Source organism: Salinivibrio proteolyticus (assembly GCF_027286365.1).
In the GTDB taxonomy this organism is placed as follows: domain Bacteria; phylum Pseudomonadota; class Gammaproteobacteria; order Enterobacterales; family Vibrionaceae; genus Salinivibrio; species Salinivibrio proteolyticus.
Map to the genome: position 1 here is coordinate 1951077 of NZ_CP114584.1, position 20958 is coordinate 1972034.

The 20958-nt window shown below is 47.9% G+C and carries 20 protein-coding genes; 13 read left to right on the plus strand and 7 right to left on the minus strand.

The window, feature by feature from the left end:
* Positions 1 to 63 precede the first annotated feature (63 nt).
* The 6 genes from N7E60_RS09315 to N7E60_RS09340 all read right to left on the minus strand — a co-directional run bounded on the left by N7E60_RS09315 (position 64) and on the right by N7E60_RS09340 (position 5849).
* The gene (locus N7E60_RS09315; RefSeq protein WP_269597289.1) at positions 64 to 267 is read right to left on the minus strand and encodes a hypothetical protein; all 204 of its coding nucleotides are present in this window, start codon (positions 265 to 267) and stop codon (positions 64 to 66) included.
* 47 nt (positions 268 to 314) lie between these two features.
* The gene (locus N7E60_RS09320) at positions 315 to 719 is read right to left on the minus strand and encodes an META domain-containing protein (protein ID WP_269597291.1); all 405 of its coding nucleotides are present in this window, start codon (positions 717 to 719) and stop codon (positions 315 to 317) included.
* Positions 720 to 1072: 353 nt separating this feature from the next.
* On the minus strand, positions 1073 to 1948 hold the full coding sequence (gene galU / locus N7E60_RS09325) for a UTP--glucose-1-phosphate uridylyltransferase GalU (protein ID WP_269597292.1): 876 nt from the start codon (positions 1946 to 1948) through the stop codon (positions 1073 to 1075).
* 109 nt (positions 1949 to 2057) lie between these two features.
* Complete coding sequence (locus tag N7E60_RS09330) at positions 2058 to 4208, minus strand: polysaccharide biosynthesis tyrosine autokinase (RefSeq protein WP_269597293.1); 2151 nt, start codon at positions 4206 to 4208, stop codon at positions 2058 to 2060.
* A gap of 70 nt (positions 4209 to 4278) precedes the next feature.
* Entirely contained in the window at positions 4279 to 4713 is a 435-nt protein-coding gene (locus N7E60_RS09335) for an arsenate reductase/protein-tyrosine-phosphatase family protein (protein WP_269597294.1), read from the minus strand.
* An 11-nt stretch (positions 4714 to 4724) separates the two neighbouring features.
* Positions 4725 to 5849, minus strand: a complete 1125-nt coding sequence (locus N7E60_RS09340) for a polysaccharide export protein (RefSeq protein ID WP_077456024.1) — start codon at positions 5847 to 5849, stop codon at positions 4725 to 4727.
* 423 nt (positions 5850 to 6272) lie between these two features.
* Here N7E60_RS09340 and N7E60_RS09345 point away from each other — a divergent pair, with 423 nt between their 5' ends.
* From N7E60_RS09345 to N7E60_RS09375, 7 genes are all read left to right on the plus strand, one after another.
* Complete coding sequence (locus tag N7E60_RS09345) at positions 6273 to 6614, plus strand: hypothetical protein (protein ID WP_167314604.1); 342 nt, start codon at positions 6273 to 6275, stop codon at positions 6612 to 6614.
* Positions 6615 to 6684: 70 nt separating this feature from the next.
* Positions 6685 to 7365, plus strand: coding sequence for a YjbF family lipoprotein (locus tag N7E60_RS09350; protein WP_269597296.1), 681 nt, complete (start codon positions 6685 to 6687; stop codon positions 7363 to 7365).
* Between the two features lie 91 nt (positions 7366 to 7456).
* A complete protein-coding gene (locus tag N7E60_RS09355; protein ID WP_269597297.1) occupies positions 7457 to 8188 on the plus strand; it encodes a capsule biosynthesis GfcC family protein in 732 nt (243 codons plus the stop codon).
* Positions 8185 to 10353, plus strand: coding sequence for a YjbH domain-containing protein (locus N7E60_RS09360; protein ID WP_269597298.1), 2169 nt, complete (start codon positions 8185 to 8187; stop codon positions 10351 to 10353). The genes N7E60_RS09355 and N7E60_RS09360 overlap by 4 nt, the downstream gene beginning before the upstream one ends.
* Before the next feature lie 287 nt (positions 10354 to 10640).
* On the plus strand, positions 10641 to 11663 hold the full coding sequence (wecA, locus tag N7E60_RS09365) for a UDP-N-acetylglucosamine--undecaprenyl-phosphate N-acetylglucosaminephosphotransferase (RefSeq protein WP_244323489.1): 1023 nt from the start codon (positions 10641 to 10643) through the stop codon (positions 11661 to 11663).
* A gap of 28 nt (positions 11664 to 11691) precedes the next feature.
* Positions 11692 to 11994, plus strand: coding sequence for a PTS fructose transporter subunit IIB (locus tag N7E60_RS09370; protein WP_269598571.1), 303 nt, complete (start codon positions 11692 to 11694; stop codon positions 11992 to 11994).
* Positions 11995 to 12035: 41 nt separating this feature from the next.
* Positions 12036 to 12755 (plus strand): PTS sugar transporter subunit IIA, encoded by a 720-nt coding sequence (locus N7E60_RS09375; RefSeq protein WP_269597299.1) that lies wholly within the window; start codon positions 12036 to 12038, stop codon positions 12753 to 12755.
* On the opposite strand, the gene N7E60_RS09380 is transcribed toward N7E60_RS09375, so the two are convergent.
* Complete coding sequence (locus N7E60_RS09380; protein WP_077641237.1) at positions 12746 to 13609, minus strand: AraC family transcriptional regulator; 864 nt, start codon at positions 13607 to 13609, stop codon at positions 12746 to 12748. The two genes, N7E60_RS09375 and N7E60_RS09380, sit on opposite strands and share 10 nt — an antisense overlap.
* Before the next feature lie 228 nt (positions 13610 to 13837).
* Between N7E60_RS09380 and N7E60_RS09385 the strand changes: the two genes are divergently transcribed.
* The 6 genes from N7E60_RS09385 to uhpB all read left to right on the plus strand — a co-directional run bounded on the left by N7E60_RS09385 (position 13838) and on the right by uhpB (position 20955).
* Positions 13838 to 15748 carry a PTS fructose transporter subunit IIABC gene (locus N7E60_RS09385; protein WP_269597300.1) on the plus strand — a complete coding sequence of 637 codons (1911 nt, stop codon included), beginning with the start codon at positions 13838 to 13840 and terminating at the stop codon, positions 15746 to 15748.
* 83 nt (positions 15749 to 15831) lie between these two features.
* Positions 15832 to 17043, plus strand: a complete 1212-nt coding sequence (gene manA / locus N7E60_RS09390; protein ID WP_269597301.1) for a mannose-6-phosphate isomerase, class I — start codon at positions 15832 to 15834, stop codon at positions 17041 to 17043.
* A gap of 53 nt (positions 17044 to 17096) precedes the next feature.
* On the plus strand, positions 17097 to 17249 hold the full coding sequence (locus N7E60_RS09395; RefSeq protein WP_269597302.1) for a hypothetical protein: 153 nt from the start codon (positions 17097 to 17099) through the stop codon (positions 17247 to 17249).
* A 99-nt stretch (positions 17250 to 17348) separates the two neighbouring features.
* Entirely contained in the window at positions 17349 to 18743 is a 1395-nt protein-coding gene (uhpT, locus tag N7E60_RS09400; protein ID WP_077641238.1) for a hexose-6-phosphate:phosphate antiporter, read from the plus strand.
* A 104-nt stretch (positions 18744 to 18847) separates the two neighbouring features.
* Positions 18848 to 19456 (plus strand): transcriptional regulator UhpA, encoded by a 609-nt coding sequence (uhpA, locus tag N7E60_RS09405; RefSeq protein WP_269597303.1) that lies wholly within the window; start codon positions 18848 to 18850, stop codon positions 19454 to 19456.
* Entirely contained in the window at positions 19453 to 20955 is a 1503-nt protein-coding gene (gene uhpB / locus N7E60_RS09410; RefSeq protein ID WP_269597304.1) for a signal transduction histidine-protein kinase/phosphatase UhpB, read from the plus strand. The genes uhpA and uhpB overlap by 4 nt, the downstream gene beginning before the upstream one ends.
* Positions 20956 to 20958 lie beyond the last annotated feature (3 nt).

Here is a 20958-nt window from a genome sequence, read left to right on the forward strand (position 1 = left end):
TGGATGAGAGATAATGAAAAGCAGAAAAAGTGCCTGTCCCGTTAATTTATTAATTTAATTTAGTTAATTATCGTGTTCGGCTTCGTTGTCTGCTTCCCGTGGTTCACTCGGCACCGCTTGGCAAAATGTGCACTCATCATTATCCACCGAGGCGCCACCCGACTCGACGTAGCGAATACGATGACTCGCTTTGCCTCGGTTAGCCGACACCGCAAACCGCCGCTGGTCACGCTCGGGGACGATGTTTTTAGTAGGCCTATCAGTCATTATTTACCTCATTCGCCCACCATCAGAAGCCGGTGAACCGTCTTAAACTAGCGTGCCAAGATGCGAATGTTGTCTCCGCTCAGTATCAGTGCACCTGTGCCATCAATATCAAAAGAGTGAACACTTTGCAGTGTATCTAGGAAGTGATTTTCTTGCGTCATCAACGCATCGGAGCATGCCATCATCGTAGAAGCAGCTTGCTCAACCTTGATCGCGCGATTATCAATCGAATAGCCTGCAAAATACCGATTACAACTGGCCATACCGGCTACTCGCCCTTCATTGTTAAAATCTAGCGTAATACGTGAGTTGTCGATGATACCTTGGTTATTTAGATACTCTACTACCCATGTCTTGCTTATCAATGTATCAACAACGTCTGAGGTGGGTTGACTCACGCAACCGGTAATCATCATCGCTACCAATGCTGGTAGTAAAAGCTTAGTCATCATTGCCCCCTTATCATTACACTCTATCACGCCAAGGCGTCGTTAAAATTGCCCGCTAGTATAAGACTACTAACCGGAAAGATAGCCAAGATAAAACCACAGTTTCGAGTGATATGCGACTTTTATAAAAGTGTCTGTCCCCATAAGCGCAGTTTCGAGTGATATGCGACTTTTATAAAAGTGCCTGTCCCTCCCCATAAGCGCCTATAAGCGCCTATAAGCGATTAGCGGCCATAAGAGTGTCTGTCCCAATAAACGGTAAACGAAAAAGCGACGAAAGAGTGTCTGTCCTCATAAAATGAGCATGAAAAAGGCGCCATTAAGGCGCCATAATCGGTCAATAGAAGAGTCTTGCGTTACGCGGGGACAGGTGTCTCTTGGCCTTGCTCAGCGCTTTCGGTTGGCTTACCGAGATATACATGCTGATACGCGTAATTTGTGGCTTCAATGTAGCCTTCAACCGAACCACAATCGAATCGCTCGCCCTCAAATTCATACGCAAGCACACAGCCGCGTTTCGCTTGTTCGAGTAAGGCGTCAGTGATTTGGATTTCGCCACCTTTGCCTGGCTGCGTGTTTTCCAAAATCTCAAAAATATCCGGCGTCAGAATATAGCGACCTATGATTGCCATATTACTCGGTGCCTCTTCTGGCGCGGGTTTTTCGACCATGTTGTCCACCCGGAACAAACCTGATTCTAACTTACTGCCGCTAATTACCCCGTACTTATGCGTCTCAGTTTCGGGAACACGTTGCACCGCCACAATCGAGCAACGATAGTGGTTGTATAGCTCCACCATTTGCTTAAGCACAGTGTCACCACCAAGATTCAAGCAAAGGTCGTCAGCAAGCACGACGGCGAACGGATTGTCCCCCACCAACTGTTTGCCCGTGAGAATCGCGTGGCCTAACCCTTTCATTTCGTTTTGGCGAATATAGGTGTATGAAGCAGATTGGATCAGCGCACGCACGTCTGTCAGCAAGGCTTCTTTTTTGGTGCCACTGATTTGATGCTCGAGTTCGTAGTTTTTATCGAAATGATCCATCAAGGCATGCTTGCCGCGACCAGTCACAATGCCCATATGTTTTACGCCAGCTTGAATGGCTTCGTCAACGCCGTATTCAATCAAAGGCTTATTCACAATCGGCATCATTTCTTTAGGCATAGATTTGGTGGCCGGTAAAAAACGCGTTCCATAGCCTGCTGCAGGGAATAAGCAGTGCTTGATCATGTTCGCTCCTAGCTGTCTAACATTTGTTATTGTTCGGAATCGTTCAGTGTTCCGTTAGAAAAAACAGGCAATGCATCAATACATTGCCTGCTGCATAGAGAGGGGTAACTTACTGATAGCTGTAGTTGTAGTAGCCGTAATTCCCACCGTAGGTGCTTGCAGCTTTACGCACGACCCCATTGAGCACGAAGCCTTTCACGTTGACGCCGGCTTGCTCAAAACGCTGTTTAGTGACTTCAATTTCTTTAATCGGGTTCACACTAAAGCGTCCCACCAGCAAGGTTGTTCCCGCGTGAGCACCAACAATCGCGGCATCTGTCACCGCCAATACCGGCGGTGTATCGATAATGACAATATCGTAGTGCGCGCTCGCCCAATCGAGCAGCTCTTTAAAACGCGGATGCATCAGTAGTTCTGACGGGTTCGGCGGCACCTGACCACGCGTCATCACATCCAAGTTTTCTAGGACCTGCTTTTGCACAACGCCGTCAATATCGAGCTTGCCAGCTAGATAGTCGGAAAGTCCGTTGTCTGCCTTCTTACTAAACTGCTGATGCAAGAAGCCTTTGCGCATATCCGCATCAATCACCAGCACGCGCTGTCCGCTTTTCGCCAACACACCCGCCATATTGGCAGAAACAAACGACTTACCGATGCCGGGACTTGGCCCCGAGAACATCAAGATATTGTTTGAGGCTTCCATCATCGCAAAATGCAAGCTGGTTCGCAGACCACGCAATGCCTCAATAGACAAGTCCGCCGGATTCGCGGAAGCAAGCAAGCTTTCACCGGCTGTATGCAGCGCCTTTTTCTGGCGTTTCTTTTCTATCTCTTGCTGGGTTTCGGAAAGCGGCACACTGGCATAGACGGGCAAGCCAATGGCTTCAACATCGTCTGGGTTTTCAACACCACGATGGAACGCCGCTTTTAATAGCACCACACCAACACCGATCATACCGCCAAGCAAGGTTGCAATCACAGCAATAAGCGGCTTTTTCGGTTTAACCGGCAGCTCAAAGGTTTGCGCATCGTCAATAATACGCACGTTACCAACGGTACTCGCCTTCATGATGTTGAGCTCTTGCACCTTGTTTAAAAGCTGCACGTAAATGGCTTGATTCACCTCAACATCACGGGTCATGCGTAAAATTTCACGCTGCGTTTTGGGAAGCTTTTGTGTTTGGGCTTCAACACGCTTTTTCTCGCCCAGCAAGGTTTGACGCTTATCCAACAAGGCTAAGTAGGCCGGGTGTTCCTTGGTGAATTTTTGCGCCAACTCGCTTTCTTTGAACGTAAGCTCGTTGAGCTGTTTTTCCACCGACAGCATAGTGTCAAGTGAGGCTTTCGCTTCTAGCGACAAATCAACCGAGTCGTTTTCTTGGCGGAATTTGTTGAGCTTGTTTTCTGCTGTCGTCAGCTCGGCTTTCACCCCAGGCAAATGCCCTTTCAAAAACTCTAAGCTTTTTTCCGCTTCCGCCGCATCACGCTTCACGTTTTGCATAAAATAGTTTTGCGCAATGTCGCTGAGCACTTTTTCAATCAGGGCTTTATCTTCCCCTTGATAGGAAAGCGTCAGAATACCGGTTTGCTTACCACGCTCACTGACGGACAACTCGTCTTGGATCGCTTTAATGGCGCGCAGACGGCTCATTTTAGACACCGTGAACGAGTCACCTTGGTCAGCAGTAAGCTCAGTAACAAATAGATGAAAATCGTTATTGATTGCCGCTTTGCCCACTTGCCCTTTCAGAACAAGTTCATCATCACTGTTATACAGCGAGTATTGCCTCGGGGCATCAACGGTTAGATGGAAGGGTTGCTGCTGATAATCTTGAGGGATCTCGAACCGGCTGATCGCGATCTGATTTTGGTCGCCAGTGAGGCGTGCCAGCCCCTTGCCTACCAGAGGAAAATAGTCCGGAGACGCCACAGTGGTAAGATTAAACTTATCGACCGTTTGGCCTAACACCATGCGTGAGCGGATCAGCTCAATTTCAGTACTCGCCGAGCTGTCGGTGGCAAACAAACCACTCGCCCCTTCACCGAGTAGCGAAGACATGCCACCTTCTTTTTGCTCGACTTGAATCAATGCATCGGCTTTGTAGATTGGAGTCGCTAAGATCGCGAACGCCACTCCCACCACAGCAAACAACAAGGTACAGGCAACAATTATCCATTTGCCATCAATCAAATGGCCAAGCAGTTTACTTAGATCAATCTCATCGTCTGATGACGCTGTATTTTTTATATTTTGGTTCATTTTATGCTCTTGGGTCCTCTAAGGCACTCACTTTCCCGTTATGACCACTGCAGCAACGCAGAGGGCCCGGTTAACGCAGTACATCACACCATTTTTGTGCCGCTTGGGCGATCAAATCGTACGCATAATCAAACGCCTCATCGCTTTGACGATAAGGGTCTGGAATATCTTTCGTTTGCGTCAGGTAGTGACCAAATAGCATGGTCTTCCCTCGGGCTTCAGGAGCGATGCGACACACGTCTTCTTTGTGCTTCGATTCCATCACCAGGATCAAATCATATTCATGGCACATCGATGCGGTCAGCTGTCGAGCTTCGTGGCCGCCTAAATCTACTCCATGCTTGGCAGCAATACGTGATGCCTGCTCGTTGGCCGGTTTGCCAACTAAAGCACCGACACCCGCAGAATAAATGGTTTTAGTCGGTAAGCCTTGGCGTAATAGCCGCTCTCCAGTTGGAGAGCGGCAGATGTTACCAACACACACGACAAGAATCTTATTAAACATGACGGACTCGCTTATCGTGGCCAAGTATCGACACGAAGCGCACCTTCGGTCAGCTCATTAAAGCCAGAGATAGTTGGCAGTAGTGAACGGATGACACGGTTCCAACGCGCAATCGGGGCGGCGGTTACATAGACCACATCATACGGTTGTAAATCAAATTCAGTGCCGACCGCCAAGGCAGTCGCATCTTTAACATTCAACTGGAACACATCCGCAACGGGCTCAGATTTGTCGTAACGTGGGCTGTTTGGCGTCTGACGAGCTGTACTACGAATCACAAAAATACCAGTTGCATCGGCTTCTAGCTCATCAATGCCACCCACAGAGGTTAAGGCTTCAGTCAAGCTCATGCCGGTACGATCAATCTTCAACATTTTCGGATCGTTCACTTCTCCAAGCACAAAGACTTTCTGGCCATCATTACGAGGGATGTGCAAGATATCACCGTCTTTGAGTAGGCGGTTTTGGGTTAAGTCGCCTTTTTGCATTAATGCATACAAAGACACACTTTCTTCTTCGCCGCGTTTGGTCAAGGTGACATTGCGCCAATCTGCAAACTCGGTGATCCCACCAGCTCGGTTGACCGCATCCAAAATGGTGGTTGGAATATTCGTGATCGCCTGATAGCCCGGCTTTTTCACTTCACCCGTGATATAAGATTTTTGCGAGCGAAACGCCGCCACGTTGACATCAACTTGCGGTTTTTCAATATAAGTCGCCAGACGCTTAGCAATATCATCGCGCACTTCTTGTACCGTTTTACCCGCGACGGCAACTTGACCGATGTATGGATAGAAAATGGTGCCATCAGCATGTACCCAGTTACCTGCTTCAGCCGAGCTACGGTACGAGCCCGCTGGAATGGTCAGCTCAGGGTGATCCCAAATAGTGACATTCAGGACATCACCGGGACCAATGCGATATTCATAGTTTTGAATTTGTGAATCCAGTTCAGGATTCACCTGCGCTAGCGCGCGAGCACGCTGGCTATTAAGCTGCTTGATATAAGACGGAGTCAGTGGATAGATATTTACCTGAGTAGATAAATCCTCAGCGGGCTGGCCCACGATATTTTTATCGCTCGGATCAAAATGAGAACCCGGCATTGTACATCCTGCCAGAGCCAGTGAGCTCATAGCGACAAAACAAATAGGTTTTAGCACAACGTCATCCTAATTTTTGTTGTTTATTCCGCTGAAATACTTTTAATTCAAAGGCTTGTTATTGTTGTCTTCTTGACAAAAGTGCTTTTTCACATGCATTTGCAGAGTCAAATCGAACAATAAACAGCCAATTTTTTTGACAAAAAGTGGTACTGGGTCTATGCCCAGTCATGTCAGAGTGCGGATAATACAGACATTAGTGAATGAAATAAACCCCACCAGATTTCATCTCAAAGCCCGACCGCAAGATATAATACTGCTGTAACTTATCGATATTTATGGCAGAATGCGCAAAAGACGTAGACTTTGCATTTACAAGCTAAAGTTAAATCGTTAGGTTAATGCTCTGTCTGCATTAGTAGACGTTGTTTAAGCAAATCTTCCATGGAGAGAATTATGAAAAAAGTAGCAACGGGCATTATTGCCATGCTGTTTGCTGCAAGCGCCATGGCTGCCGGTGAAGCGTCAAGCTCAACCGCAGCAGGTAGCAGCAGTGCAAGTGCTAGCGCAAGCGGTGCTGCCACTTCAGCAAGCGCAGGCACAGCCGGTACTGCTGGCGCTGCAGGAGCAGGCGCGGCAGGTGCTGCAGGTGCAGGTTCAGCTGCATTTGGTGGTCTAGGCATCGGTGCAGTTGCAGCCGGCACTGCCGCTGTAGCAGCAGTCGGTTCAGTGGTTGCAGCAGCGGGCGACAGCGGTACTACTGGTACCACTGGCACCACAACGACTGTTTCTCAGTAATCGTGATGCTCAACCCAACAGCCGCTTTCGGGCGGCTGTTTTTTGCTTAAACCTCGACGTATCTACCCACATGACACACTTCAAGCTTTTTTTCTCCACGTTACTTTTTCTCACGCTTAGCGGCTGTACACAGCAAGCCAGCAACTTAGCCGACACTTATAGCCTGCTATACAAAGGCTTCCCAGACGCGCAATACAGCCAAGAAGAGATCCAAGCCTTGCCCTATGCCAGTATCTATGCACGCTTAGGAGATGGCCCACGCGGTTTTTTGGTCTTAGCCTACGCTGAGCCCTTCTCGCACAACCAAACCGCGTTAAAATGGATGTCTGCCGACAGCGAGGTGATTGAAACTGTCTCTGGTCGTATTGTTAAAACATTAAAACTTCCTGGGACCAATTTAGCCAAGCTCGACAGTGACACGCCCGACCCACTCGCGCTCGGTCTGCTTAACCCGACGACGCCTGCTAACTGGCAATTTCGCATCGACTTTGTCCCCGGTTATCATTTCGGCTACGACGCATCCAGTACCTTTGAAAACAAAGGCGCGGACCAAGTGGCCATTAATGGCATCATGCGTGACGCTGTTTTCTTTGAAGAAACCGTCACTATCTCCGCACTGAATCACACTTACACCAATCAGTATTGGCTTGCGCCAACCTCAGGAAAAGTGCTCAAAACCATTCAGTACCCCGCTCCCAATATGGACGCGATAAGCATCAGCTTCCTAAAAGCGTATCAGGGGGCGCAATAAAATGACGAATCAGTCAATGACAACAGACTTTTTTAAAACCTCGTCTCACCCCATCATACGGTGTTTTTTTAATCTCGTGCTCTTGAGCAGTATGGCCGTCGGGTTGATATTGTCACCACAGGCGATCGCACAGCCTGCCCCGCTGCAACATCAAATCACCGTTGGCGATCAGACCATCGACTACGACACGCCGCCACGACTCAGCGATGCGGTGATGGAAGCGCTCAAACGCACTCAAACCAACATCGCTGATGTTTACTGGCCCGGCGCGGGCTTGTACGACATTACCCTACCTAGCCGCCTCGCACTAACAGCGATGGCTGCCGCTGAGAACCAAGTGATCATCCAAACCGGCCAGCCACAGCAACGCTGGCGACAACTGGTCCGCACGCTGAAAACATTTACCGTGGAGCGTCGTGCCAAAGTCTCACTCGACCCTGATCTCACGCGCGTCGACATCAGTAAAAATCCACGTTTAGATGGCCAGTGGCGACTCGTCTTTCCTCGGCGTCCTGATCATGTATGGGTATTGGGTAACGTCGCGGCTCCCGGTCAATACCCTTGGAAAGTGCGACAAGGTGCGGCTGATTATCTCGATCACGCCAATGCCAATACACTGGGCAAATCTTACGCTTGGGTGGTACAGCCTGATGGCGCGATTGAAAAACACGCTATCGCATATTGGAATGCATCACACCAAGATATTGCGCCGGGTGCGGTGGTCTACCTGCCCCTGCCAGTAAAAGGACTGGCGTCCTATCCTGACACGGTTGATGCCAATCAACTTGTTCTCGACTATCTCAGTAACAGGCTTCCAGAATGAAAACCGCTGTATTTACCCATTCTGCTCTAGCAGCCGCATTGATCTGTGCATATTCCGCGCATGCAGACAGTTTTTCGTATCCAAGTCTTTCGTATTCACAAACAGACTTTGGCGGTGTTGGCTTAATGCAAATGCCCTCGGCTCGTACCGCGCCCGAAGGGGGGTTTAGCCTAGGCACCACCTACAACGAAGATTACTTGCACTATCATGCGTCACTGCAACTGTTTCCTTGGCTAGAAACGACTATTCGCTATACCCAAGTGCACGATGTGCTGTATAGCCCCAACCCCGACTTTAGCGACGACAACAGCTATACCGATAAAAGTATCGATGCCAAGCTCACTTTGCTGAACGAAAGCTACTGGCTGCCTGAACTGGCAGTTGGGGTGCGCGACTTAGGCGGTACAGGCTTATTTGACGGCGAATACATCGTAAGCTCCAAACGCGCCGGCCCCTTTGACTTTACCCTGGGAGTGGGTTGGGGATATTTAGGCAACCGTGCCAACCTACGCGGCGATAAAACCCTTGGCAACGATTGCGACCGTAATACCGGTTATACGGGGACTGGCGGCAACGTCGACCTTGATCGTATGTTTACAGGCTGTGTGGCACTGTTTGGCGGGGTAGAATATCAAACTCCTTTTGCCCCCCTGTCGCTCAAGCTTGAATACGATGGCAATGACTATCGCTCAGATTTTCCAACCTCAAGAGAAGGCGTATCACTGCCAGCCGACTCGCCATGGAATGTAGGCTTGGTCTATCAGCTTGCGCCGTGGGCCGATATGCGCCTTAGCTATGAACGTGGGAATACGTTCACCGCAGGACTAACGCTGGTGAATAACTTCAGTGAAGCGGATCCTTTTTGGCTTGACGACCCGATAGCAACTTACAACCCAAACGCGACAACCCGTGAGTTAAGCGAGGCCGAATGGCAGCAGTTAAGTGAGCAGCTCGCGAAAAATGCCGGTTACACCGACAATCGCGTTTATTACGATGGTGAACAAATTACCGTCGCTGGCGAGCAAAATAAGTACCGAGAACGCAGTGAAGCCCATAATCGTGCGGCGCGCTTACTGGCGAATACCGGCATTGATGCCACGCGCTATAAGCTGATTGAAACCAAAAATCGCCAACCCATGACAGAAACCATCATTGATGCCGACCGTTACGCGCAAATCGCGAGCTACGATTACGTCGGCGCCGACATCAAGGATGCCACTGGAACTATCGCTGCACGCTCACCACAAGGTGCGTTGATGGGCCATGCCGATGATAATTTCCGCGCCGGCCTTGCGCCTAAACTGCGCCAATCGATTGGTGGGGCGGAAGACTTTTATCTTTATGCTGTCGGGGTACTCGGAACCGCGGAATGGTTTATGAACGATCACATCGTCGCCTCTGGCGAGGTGTACGCCAACCTGTTCGATAACTATGACAAGTTCAATTACACCGTGCCGCCCGATGGTACAGACTTAAAACGAGTCCGCACACTCACCCGCCAGTACATTGATGAGCGCTACCGCATCACCAATTTACAGCTCACCTACTTTGATAAGTTTGGCGCCAATTGGTATACCCAAGCGTACGGCGGCTACCTTGAAGATATGTTTGCTGGTGTGGGTGGCGAAGTGCTTTATCGTCCTTACAACAGTGACTTTGCGCTAGGGGTAGACATTAACTATGTAAAACAGCGTGATCCAAGCTCCGTATTTGGCTTGTTCAGCCAAGAGCGCCAGTACAGTGACGAAGACCAACGCTATTACCGCGTTCAAACCGGCACTACGACCGGCCATGCGACCTTATATTGGCGAGAGCCACTTGGCCTGTTTGAAGGCACTATGGCGAAAATAAGTGCGGGGCGCTACCTCACCGATGATATTGGTGTCACGATTGATGCCTCCAAACAGTTTGATAGCGGGATCATTGCTGGCGTATTTGCAACCAAAACCGATCTCTCTGCCGAAGAGTTTGGCGAAGGTAGCTTTACCAAAGGCTTTTACATCTCGATTCCGTTCGACTTATTGTCTGTTAAACCCAACACCAGCCGTGCAACCATTTCTTGGCTGCCGCTACAACGCGATGGCGGACAAAAACTGGGCAAAAAATATTCGCTTTATGATATGACAGATGCCCGATCGCCTTGGAGCACTCGCCCTATTCAATAATAAAACCGCCCGCTTTATGCGGGCTTTTTTATTATTAACAACATCATTAGTGTTTTATTTTTGAGACAAATACATCGCTCTCATTTATATCAGCGAAGGCACTGCCATCAATTGGTGATTTTTTTGTCAAATGTTGGTCAAAAAAATACCATGCACACTGCCCAGCTTTATTAATATCACAGACTGGTGTAACATCGCGCCACAAACTATAAAGGAGAGACACTGTGTATTTTTCTGCAACGGACTTGATAACACTCTTCGTGTTGTCAACGTGTGTGCTTTTTTTAATGCGTAGGTTCGCTAGGATTGTGGGACTCGTCGATAAGCCCAACGCCCGTAAGCTACATTCAGGCGCGGTTCCATTGGTAGGCGGCATTTCTATCTGCATCTCATTATTATATTTCCTTTGGGATAATGCCGACCTAATTCCGCATACAGATTTATACAGTCTCAGTATACTTGTTCTTGTTATTATTGGCGCCCTAGACGACAAATTTGATATTAGTTATAAAATTCGCTTTTTTGTACAGGCCTTGCTCTCTATTGCCATGATAGTGGTCGGGAATATTGAATTAAGCACGATTGGCAATATATTAGGCACAGGCAATATAAACTTAGGAATTGCTGGCTATATTATCACCGTATTTGCCGTGATTGGTGCTATTAATGCCTTTAATATGGTAGACGGTATTGACGGTTTGCTGGGTGGTCTTTCTATTGTCACATTTGCGGGTATCGCCTTTATGATGACCACCGTCAACCATTACGATCTGGCTTATCTATCTATCGCCATTATTGTCGCGATGACACCCTATATTCTATTTAACCTGGGCCTACTTGGCCGCAAACGTAAAGTGTTTATGGGTGATGCAGGTAGCATGGTGATTGGCTTTACCATCGTCTGGTTTTTGCTACTCTCAAGCCAAACCGGTCAACAGGCCTCGATTCGTCCTGTCACCTGCTTGTGGCTCATCGCGATTCCGCTCATGGATATGGCAGCGATTATGATCCGTCGTATACGTCGCGGCCACTCGCCCTTTAAGCCAGATCGCGAACATCTACACCATATTTTCCAACGCTTAGGTTTAAGCTCGAAACAAACTTTGCTAGTTATTTGTGGCTTTGCTGCACTTTTCGCAGGTTTCGGCATTTATGGCGAGTTAGCTGAAATCAGTGAAAGCATCATGTTTGCAAGCTTTATTCTCTGCTTTATTCTCTATGCGACTCTGCTAAGCTACGTGTGGCGCATTACCACATTTATCCGCGCATTTCGCAAACAAGATAAGCCAGAACATGCGCTTAATGGTTAACGTTATCTTTTTATATACGATATAAATGATGAGAATCGTCGCAATCACTGCCTGCCCGACCGGCATTGCTCATACTTATATGGCTGCAGAACAACTGGAGAAAGCAGCTGAAAGCTTAGGTATCGATATTAAAGTGGAAACGCAAGGTGCGATGGGCATTGAAAACACGCTATCGCTTGACGAGATCTTGCAAGCAGACTGCGTAGTGGTCGTCTCTGATATCGCGCTTGAAAAAGCAGAACGATTCAGTAACTCAACGATCATTTATCTTGCCATGGAGGACGTCCTTACGGACGCCGAAACGGCGCTAAAAACGCAACTTCCCCAATGACAGGCGCCTTTGTCTGCTTTTGTTCCCCAGAACAAGGTATAGTGAGCTGGCAAGCTAGGGAGTTAGCAAGGCTATGCTCACTCTTTAAAAGCCACAGCACTTTTGTCAATATTCGTAAAGGCCGTGAGGTTTCCTGTACTGAGACCTTGTCGATACTCGCTACTGGCACACGCCCTAACGATGTCTGCTTACTCTTGATTGAAGGTGATGACGCAGAGTTAATGTGCTTGGTGCTTGCAGAATACACCAGTAAGCATTGGCACTTGCTTAGCACATCCGCTTTTGCTGCTTCAGCAAGCCGCCAGTCGGTACCGCCATTCAACGTCGCTAACTCAACCATACAGCTAAAGAGCCTTCAGGCTCAATCTACACAATACGACACTCTCTTAAGGGAAATAGCTAACCTTGTCGCGCCGGCAAATATTTTAGAGCAAACTTGCGCCGCTTTTCAGAGAAGAGAAGCGCAGTCGTCCACCTATATTGATGATCATATAGCATTACCTCACATTATTGACACTAGTATTGTCTATCCCACCATCGTGCTGACTCGCTGTCAGCAGCCGATTATATGGTCGAACGACAAATCCGTTGTACTCTGTATTGCGATCGCGCTGCCGAGTCAGAGTGAGCGAGAAACATTACGTGCCATTAGCCAGCTGTCTCGTCATTTGTCGTCATCAGCATTCCGACAATGGTTAACACACTGCGATGATGCACCCACCCAGTTGACTCTACTCGGCGCTGTGTTAGATCAAGATTGATGGCTCAACCTTCGATATTCAGAAGGGGTTTTTCCTGTTCTCGCCTTGAATACTCTACAGAAATAGTTCACATCATTAAATCCACATCGGCATGCAACATCAACTAAACGAAACTCATACCGCATCAACATAAACTTAGCTCGATCGATGCGTACCCATACAATGTAATCTGCAAGGGTCATATGGCCATACTGTTTAAACAAGCGCGACAGATGACTAGGGCTAATATGAAAGTGAGACGCAATTTCGTTACGGGATAGTGCTTGCTGATAATGCTCTTGAATATAAATACAGATCCCTTGATAGAGATCTTCACCGCGAGAGTGTGCAGTAAGTATAGGCCTATCAACGAGTTGGTGGGTATAGGCTAATAAAGCCTTGATTAAGTACTCATCGGTAAACGCTTTATTTGGCTCTTTTGCCAGTGCATTGAGCGCTTCGAGAATATTATCGACGGCAAAGCCCGCCCGCATGGGGACAGAAAACTTTTGTACACCGTAAAATCCTGCCACATTGCTACGTTTATTCACCAAGCTAAAGCCCAGTTGCCGGCGACCATAAAGCAAACTAAGTACCGAGCAAGAATGCAGCCAATCAGGCTTATTCCAACAGTTAGGTGCGACATACAAGGCGTCACCGCCAGTCAACGTATGTGTTTGAATTCCCTCAGGTGTCGAAATAGTATTTGTATACTCACCAGAGACCACAATTTCTAAACGCGGGAAGTTAACTTGATAACTAAATGGTTCAGGGGCTTGCCAATCATTCGCGAAAACCACACAACCAAAGATCTCGTCCGGAGACTTTAGCAATGCAAGTAAGTTAGAAAAACTTGTCGGTGTTGTGGCTTTCATCGATACCCCTATCTGATGTTTTAGGCTAATGTGAGGGCGCGCGCGCCCCGCGTATCACCAATACCGCCATTATACCTCTTTCATGTCACCTCTCGACTAATGAGCAAGATCACACTAAAAAGGGTTGGTCACAATCATCCAGTAAATGCTATTTCTTTGCACTATTTTCCACCTACTGGTAGGCGCAAACTAATCACTGTGTTCAAAACGAATTGGCAGGAGCCCACCATGATAGCTGAACTGATTAACGAGCGATTAATACTCCTCAACCTTAATGCCACCAGCAAGCAAGATGTATTTAATGAACTCAGTCAAGCCCTTGTTGACAATGGCAGAGTTAAAGATAAAGCAGCGTTTGTCGACGATGTAAATGCCCGCGAAGCATTGGGGAACACAGGCTTTGAGGATGGCATCGCCCTCCCCCATGCAAAAAGTGATGCGGTTATCGCACCTGGTGTTGTCATTGGGATTAGTCGTGCAGGTATTGATTATGGTGCCGAAGATGGCGGCTTATCACACATCTTTTTCATGATAGCGTCTCCTACAAATGGCGGAGACCATCATATTGAAGTGCTCGCATCCTTATCTTCCAAGTTAATCGAGCCCGGCTTCACTCAAGCACTACTCGCCGCGAATACTCCATGTGACGTTATGGCGCTCTTAACCAAGCCGAGCCAGCGGACCGACCACAATGGTCCCACAAAGGGATTGATTATTGGCGTCACTGGCTGCCCGGCAGGCGTCGCGCACACCTATCTTGCAGCGGAAGCGCTAGAGAAAGCCGCTCATGAGTTAGGCTTTGATATTAAAGTCGAAACCAATGGTTCTATCGGTGTAAAAAACACCCCAACTCAAGAGGAAATTCAGCGTGCTGATGCCATCGTTGTTGCCTGTGACAAACAAACCGATATGACTCGCTTTAAAGGCAAACCTGTTATCGAAGTCGGTGTTAAAGAGGCTATTCGAGATGGCAAAGGCTTAATTAACCGAGCGCTAAATGCCGCGCCTTATCAGACCACCGGTGAGTCTACGCAGAGCGCAGCAACAAGTTCATCGTCCTCAGGGTCACAAAACTGGCGGAGTAATCTATATCGTTATTTGATGAACGGCGTCTCGCATATGATTCCTTTTGTGGTCACTGGTGGGCTGTTAATTGCGCTTTCCCTTGCCATTGGTGGTAAACCTACCGAAGCCGGTATGGCTATTCCAGAGGGGAGCGCATGGCAACAAGTGCTTGATGTCGGTGTGATTGCTTTCCAACTAATGATTCCTGTCCTTGCTGGCTACATCGCATATGCCATTGCCGACCGACCAGCTTTAGCTCCGGGATTAATTGGCGGATGGATAGCGAACACTGGCAGCTTTTACGGCGCGGAAGCCGGCACAGGTTTTATTGGCGCTATTATTGCCGGTCTACTGGTCGGTTACTTTGTTAAATGGGTTAGCGGAATCAATTACCATAAATTTCTCCAACCACTCGTGCCCATTATGATTGCCCCTATTACAGGCACGCTATTTATTGCTTCATTATTTATCTTTGTAATTGGCGCCCCTATCGCAAGTCTAATGGACTCTCTCACTGCCATGCTAACAGCGATGAGTACCGGTAATTATATCTTGCTAGGTATTGTGCTCGGTGGCATGGCCGGTTTTGATATGGGCGGCCCTTTCAACAAAGTTGCGTTCCTGTTCTCGGTTGGAATGATTGCCAGTGGTCAAACTCAGTTTATGGGAGCCATGGCCTGCGCCATTCCAGTTGCTCCTCTTGGGATGAGCTTGGCGACCGTGTTAGGCCGCAAGCTTAATATTTTTGAAGCGACAGAGCACGAGGCAGGCAAAGCCGCAGGCGCAATGGGATTGGTTGGTATTTCAGAGGGGGCAATTCCCTTTGCCGCTCAAGATCCTATTGCTGTCATTCCAGCCAATATGATCGGCTCTATGGTTGCAGCAGTCATGGCCTTTAGTTTTGGTGTCACCAACAGTGTTGCACACGGAGGTCCCGTGGTTGCATTGCTGGGCGCAATGAACAAGCCATTCATTGCATTAATTTGTATGGTAGTGGGTGCGGTTGTCACTGCGCTTGTTTGTGTCAGCCTAAAAAAAGCCCGAAAAGCCCAGTGGCTGCAATCAGCCGCCTAAACATGATATAAATACTTGGTTTATATTTTCATCTTCCGGCCTCTCCCAAGAGGCCGCTTTTCTTTTCCAAAGGTCATCATCTCATGAACAACCTATTTTGTTCTCAGCCTTTTTATCTAATGCGTAACCCAATCCAAACGTATCAATGGGGTAGCCAAACGGCACTAACAGCACTGTTTGGTATTCCAAATCCAACCCAGCAACCACAAGCGGAAGTTTGGATGGGCGCTCATCCTAAAGCCAGTTCCGAAATCAAAGTCGGCGACGCATGGCAATCACTCCATGATACAATTTCAGCATTCCCACAAGCAGCTCTGTCCGAAGCAACCTTCGCGCAGTTTGGTGAGTTGCCATTTTTATTTAAAGTGCTCGCAGCCGAGACTGCGCTATCTATTCAAGTGCATCCGAGCAAACAAGAAGCTGAACTTGGCTTCCACAAAGAAAACCAACAAGGTATTCCACTCTCTGCCGCGCATCGCAACTACAAAGATGCGAACCACAAGCCTGAGTTGATCTATGCGCTTACGAGCTTTGAAGCAATGAATGGATTCCGCGACTATCCCGTCATTATCGACCATATCCAGACAATCAATAACGACACCCTAAACGCCTTATTCAAGTCCTTTATCGACGCACCAACAGCAACGTCTCTTGAGCACGCCTTCGGTCAACTCCTTGCTCTCAAACAAAAAGAAAAAATGGCAGCCCTTGACGCCTTAATGACAACGGCGACTGAGAACGAAACTGTTGCACCGTTTAGTACTATTGCACGCTTGGCAAAACAGTATCCGGGCGATATTGGTTTGTTCGCGCCGCTACTGCTCAACGTCGTGACGCTAAACCCCGGCGAAGCTATGTTTTTACACGCACGCACTCCCCATGCGTATATCCATGGCGTAGGTTTAGAAGTGATGGCTAATTCCGATAATGTGTTACGCGCTGGACTGACGCCAAAGCATATTGACGTCAACGAGTTAGTTGCATGTACAAGCTTCTCGCCTATCGCTGAGACACAGATAAAACTTACCGCTCAACCGACTGAACAGGGTGAATATTATCCAGTGACAGTGCCTGACTTTAATATTGTTCGATACAGCCAAGCACAGCATGTGCAGTGCAATATGCAAAGCGCTGAAATTTTGTTTGCCGTCAACGCACCGCTCACAGTGGTTCACGGCGACCACGAACTCACCATTCAAAAAGGTGAGTCAATTTTTATTCCCGCGTGCACCCAAGTCTACACACTGCATTGTGACGGAGATGCAGTTAGGGTCAGTAATACCACCAGCGCGTAAACTAACGCGCTGAAACTCGGTCGCTGGCCAATAAAACTGGATGAGTATGCCCCATGAGGATCAAGGTTGCGATTGGGGCCTGCAAGCTCAGTATCCAGTTGGCAGTTGGCAGTTGGCAGTTGGCAGTTGGCAACCCACTTAACGTACGTAGCCACAAACTCCCTGTGATGCCTTTCACGATTTACAACTCACTCAATAAAAACTAAGAGTTTTTCCTAGTTCAACTAAGCCGTCTTCTCAAGAGCACGGCTTTCTATCGCCGTATACTGCCTAGCGTCTTATTTACTTACTTAACGAGCGTACTTATGTTGAACTTTCTCGACCAAGTCAGAAAGCCCACATTAGATTTGCCTGTCGAACAGCGCAGAAAAATGTGGCTAAAGCCTTTCTTACAATCCTACCTAGTGGTGTTTATTGGCTACCTAACCATGTACCTGGTGCGCAAAAACTTTAATGTTGCCCAGAACGACATGATCAATCAATACGGTCTCTCCATGACCGAGTTGGGTATGATAGGCCTAGGGTTTTCCGTCACCTACGGCATTGGTAAAACGGTCGTTTCCTACTACGCCGACGGCAAGAATACAAAGCAGTTCCTCCCGTTTATGCTGATCCTATCTGGTCTTTGTATGCTTGGCTTCAGTTTGAGCTTGGGGGGCGGAAGCATCAGCCTCTTTTTAATGGTGGCCTTTTACTCTCTTAGTGGCTTCTTCCAGAGCACAGGCGGGCCATCAAGCTACTCAACCATTACAAAATGGACACCGAGCAATAAGCGTGGTTCATACCTTGGACTCTGGAATATGTCGCATAATGTCGGCGGTGCAGGTGCTGCGGGTGTCGCTTTATTTGGCGCTAACGTCTTTTTCGACGGTCATGTCATTGGCATGTTTGTCTTCCCTGCAGTTATCGCGATTATCGTTGGTGCCATAGGGATGCGATATGGCAGTGACTCACCGGAAGCCTATGGACTCGGTCCTGTCGAGGAGCTTTTCGAAGAACCAATCAGTGATGAGGACCGAGAAGCCGAAGAGACCAAGATGACCAAGAAGGAGATGTTCCTCAAGTATGTCTTGAAAAATAAGGTGATCTGGCTACTTTGTTTTGCCAATATTTTCTTATACATCGTACGTATTGGTATTGACCAATGGTCGACCGTTTATGCCTATCAAGAGCTTGGCTTTTCGAAAGAAACCGCTATTTCTGGCTTTACCATGTTTGAAGTCGGAGCGTTGGTCGGTACGCTGATGTGGGGCTATCTCTCTGATCTTGCTAACGGGCGCCGAGCACTTGTGGCGTGTGTCTCACTGGGGCTGATTGTGATGACCCTAGAGTTCTATCAGTACGCGACAAGTGAATTTATGTACTTATCGGCACTGTTTGCACTCGGATTTTTGGTATTTGGCCCACAGCTATTGATCGGCGTTGCCGCCGTAGGCTTTGTACCGAAAAAGGCGATCAGTGTCGCTGATGGCGTAAAAGGTACCTTTGCTTATTTGATTGGCGATAGCTTTGCGAAACTGGGATTAGGGATGGTAGCCGACGGTACGCCGATTTTTGGACTGACAGGATGGAAAGGCACCTTTGCTGCACTCGATGCGTCAGCACTCATCTGCTTGGGTCTACTCGCGATGGTGGCGATTGCTGAAGAGCATAAAATCCGCAAAAAGAAAAAAGCCATGAAGCTAAATGCTCAACTCTAGCTACTCATGATGAGAGCCTCTCAAGGCTAGATAGCTATCTATTGATATACCACATTGCATTAGCGTCATACTGGCGCTAATGTACTGCTTTTTGCAGGCAAACTATGATCAACGTTGTACTGATTGACGATCATCGAATCGTACGGTCCGGTTTTGCTCAACTGTTAAACATTGAACCTGATATTACCGTGATCGGTGAATTTGGCTCGGCAAAAGAAGCACATCACCAGCTTCCCGGCTTACCGGTACACGTTTGTATCATGGATATCTCCATGCCTGAAGAAAGCGGCCTGCACCTGCTCGAGCAACTCCCCTCTAGCATCAACGCGCTAATGCTAAGCGTACATGACTCAGCGAGCATGATAGAAAGAGCGCTACAGTTAGGCGCGAAAGGATATTTAAGTAAAAACTGCCATCCAGATGAACTTATTCAAGCGGTGAAAACCGTCGCACATGGCGGCTTTTTTGTCACCAAAGAGATCGCCTTACAGCTGGCCTCACCCGAAAAAGCGATGTCTAACCCACTCTCGAGCCTCACACGTCGCGAACAACAAGTCGCTACCTTAATAGCCAAGGGATATACCACCAAACACATTGCTGAAGAACTAGGGATTAGCCCGAAAACTGTACATGTTCACCGTGCTAACGCGATGGAAAAACTCGCAGTCGACAATAACGTATGTTTAGCGAAAATACTCCAGCAGGATGTATGAACAGAACAACGATGACTTGGGCTATCAACACGCTCGGCATTCTATGCTTTGTCTTTTGTGCTTGGATAAGCCTATGGGTGATCGGTCGTTTTTTACTGCCATCAGATACACTTGCGGTCGTGTTTTTTCCTTTTGCGCTCCGTCTTGGGCTTATTCTGAATAGCCGTCGTATTTATTGGGCCGCAACATACTTAGCCGAGTGGCTCGCATTAATAACACTCTATCGCTACCTTCCGGCTCAAAGTACGTTCCACTTGTGGTTGCTGAGTGTACTTTCTTGGCCAATCTGCCATCAGCTGATCGTCTATACCACTCCGCGTCACTGGTCGTTTTTGTCACTCGCAAGTGTTGCCACGATTATCCATAGTGCCGCCATTATCACTGTAGGGTACAGTTTAACAGACGATAAAACACTGTTACTGCTCGCACCATTAACAGCAATGCTCATTGCTCTACCATGCTGTTATTTAATAAAATTTTACTTATTCTCAAAGCCGTGGGGCGTCATTTCTGCGCGTATTGCAGACGCGCCGATACATTTTCATTGGCGAAACGGCCTAATTTGCACCACAGCGTTTATTCTTAACTTATTGATTCAAACTCAATTACCGCCGGCACTTAACCGTTTTGCCCCATTTTGTTTAACGATTCCTATTATTCTGTTCGCACTCAAATATGGCTGGCAAGGCGCATTTCTTGCGACGTTATTTAATAGCTTAGCCTTAATTTCAGCGCATGTAGGTGGCGATGCAACCGCGCAAACAATAGAATTATTGTTATCCCTTTCAGTACAAACCGTCACCGGCATTGGCTTGGGGCTTGCGGTTCAACGTCAGCAAAATCTCACTCAAGATCTGCAACAACAGCTAAACAAAAACCAGTATTTATCGCGCCAACTCGTCAGTACCGAAGAAAAAATCCGCCGCCATATTGCACGTGAGTTGCATGATGAAGTGGGTCAAAACATCACGGCCATCAAAACCCACGCAAGCATCATTAAACGGCTCGATGGTGCTAAAACTTACATGCCTTACCTTCAAGTCATTGACGATATGTCGATGAACATCTATCAATCCACCAAAACACTCCTATCACAGTTGCGACCTACCGTTTTAGATGACGTGGGTTTTGATGATGCTATCGCGCAACTCATTCATGAAATGGGATTTGCTGCTAAAGACGTTGAGGTCGACCTTACAATCACACACCACCCTGTCAGTGATACTGTGCGCGTCACTGTGTATCGTATTTGCCAAGAGGCATTAAACAATATCCACAAGCACGCTAATGCCAAACGTGTCGAAGTCACCATAACACTCGATCGAATCTCTCAGTTGCAAGTCACTGACGATGGTTGCGGCTTTGAACCACGAGATGCGGTTAACGGCTTTGGTCTAAAAGGGATCCGTGAGCGTGTGGTTGCCATGGGCGGTGCTTGTAATATTCAATCGACACCGAGCGGAACTCACCTTGCCGTATCATTGCCACACATTCCGTAACCT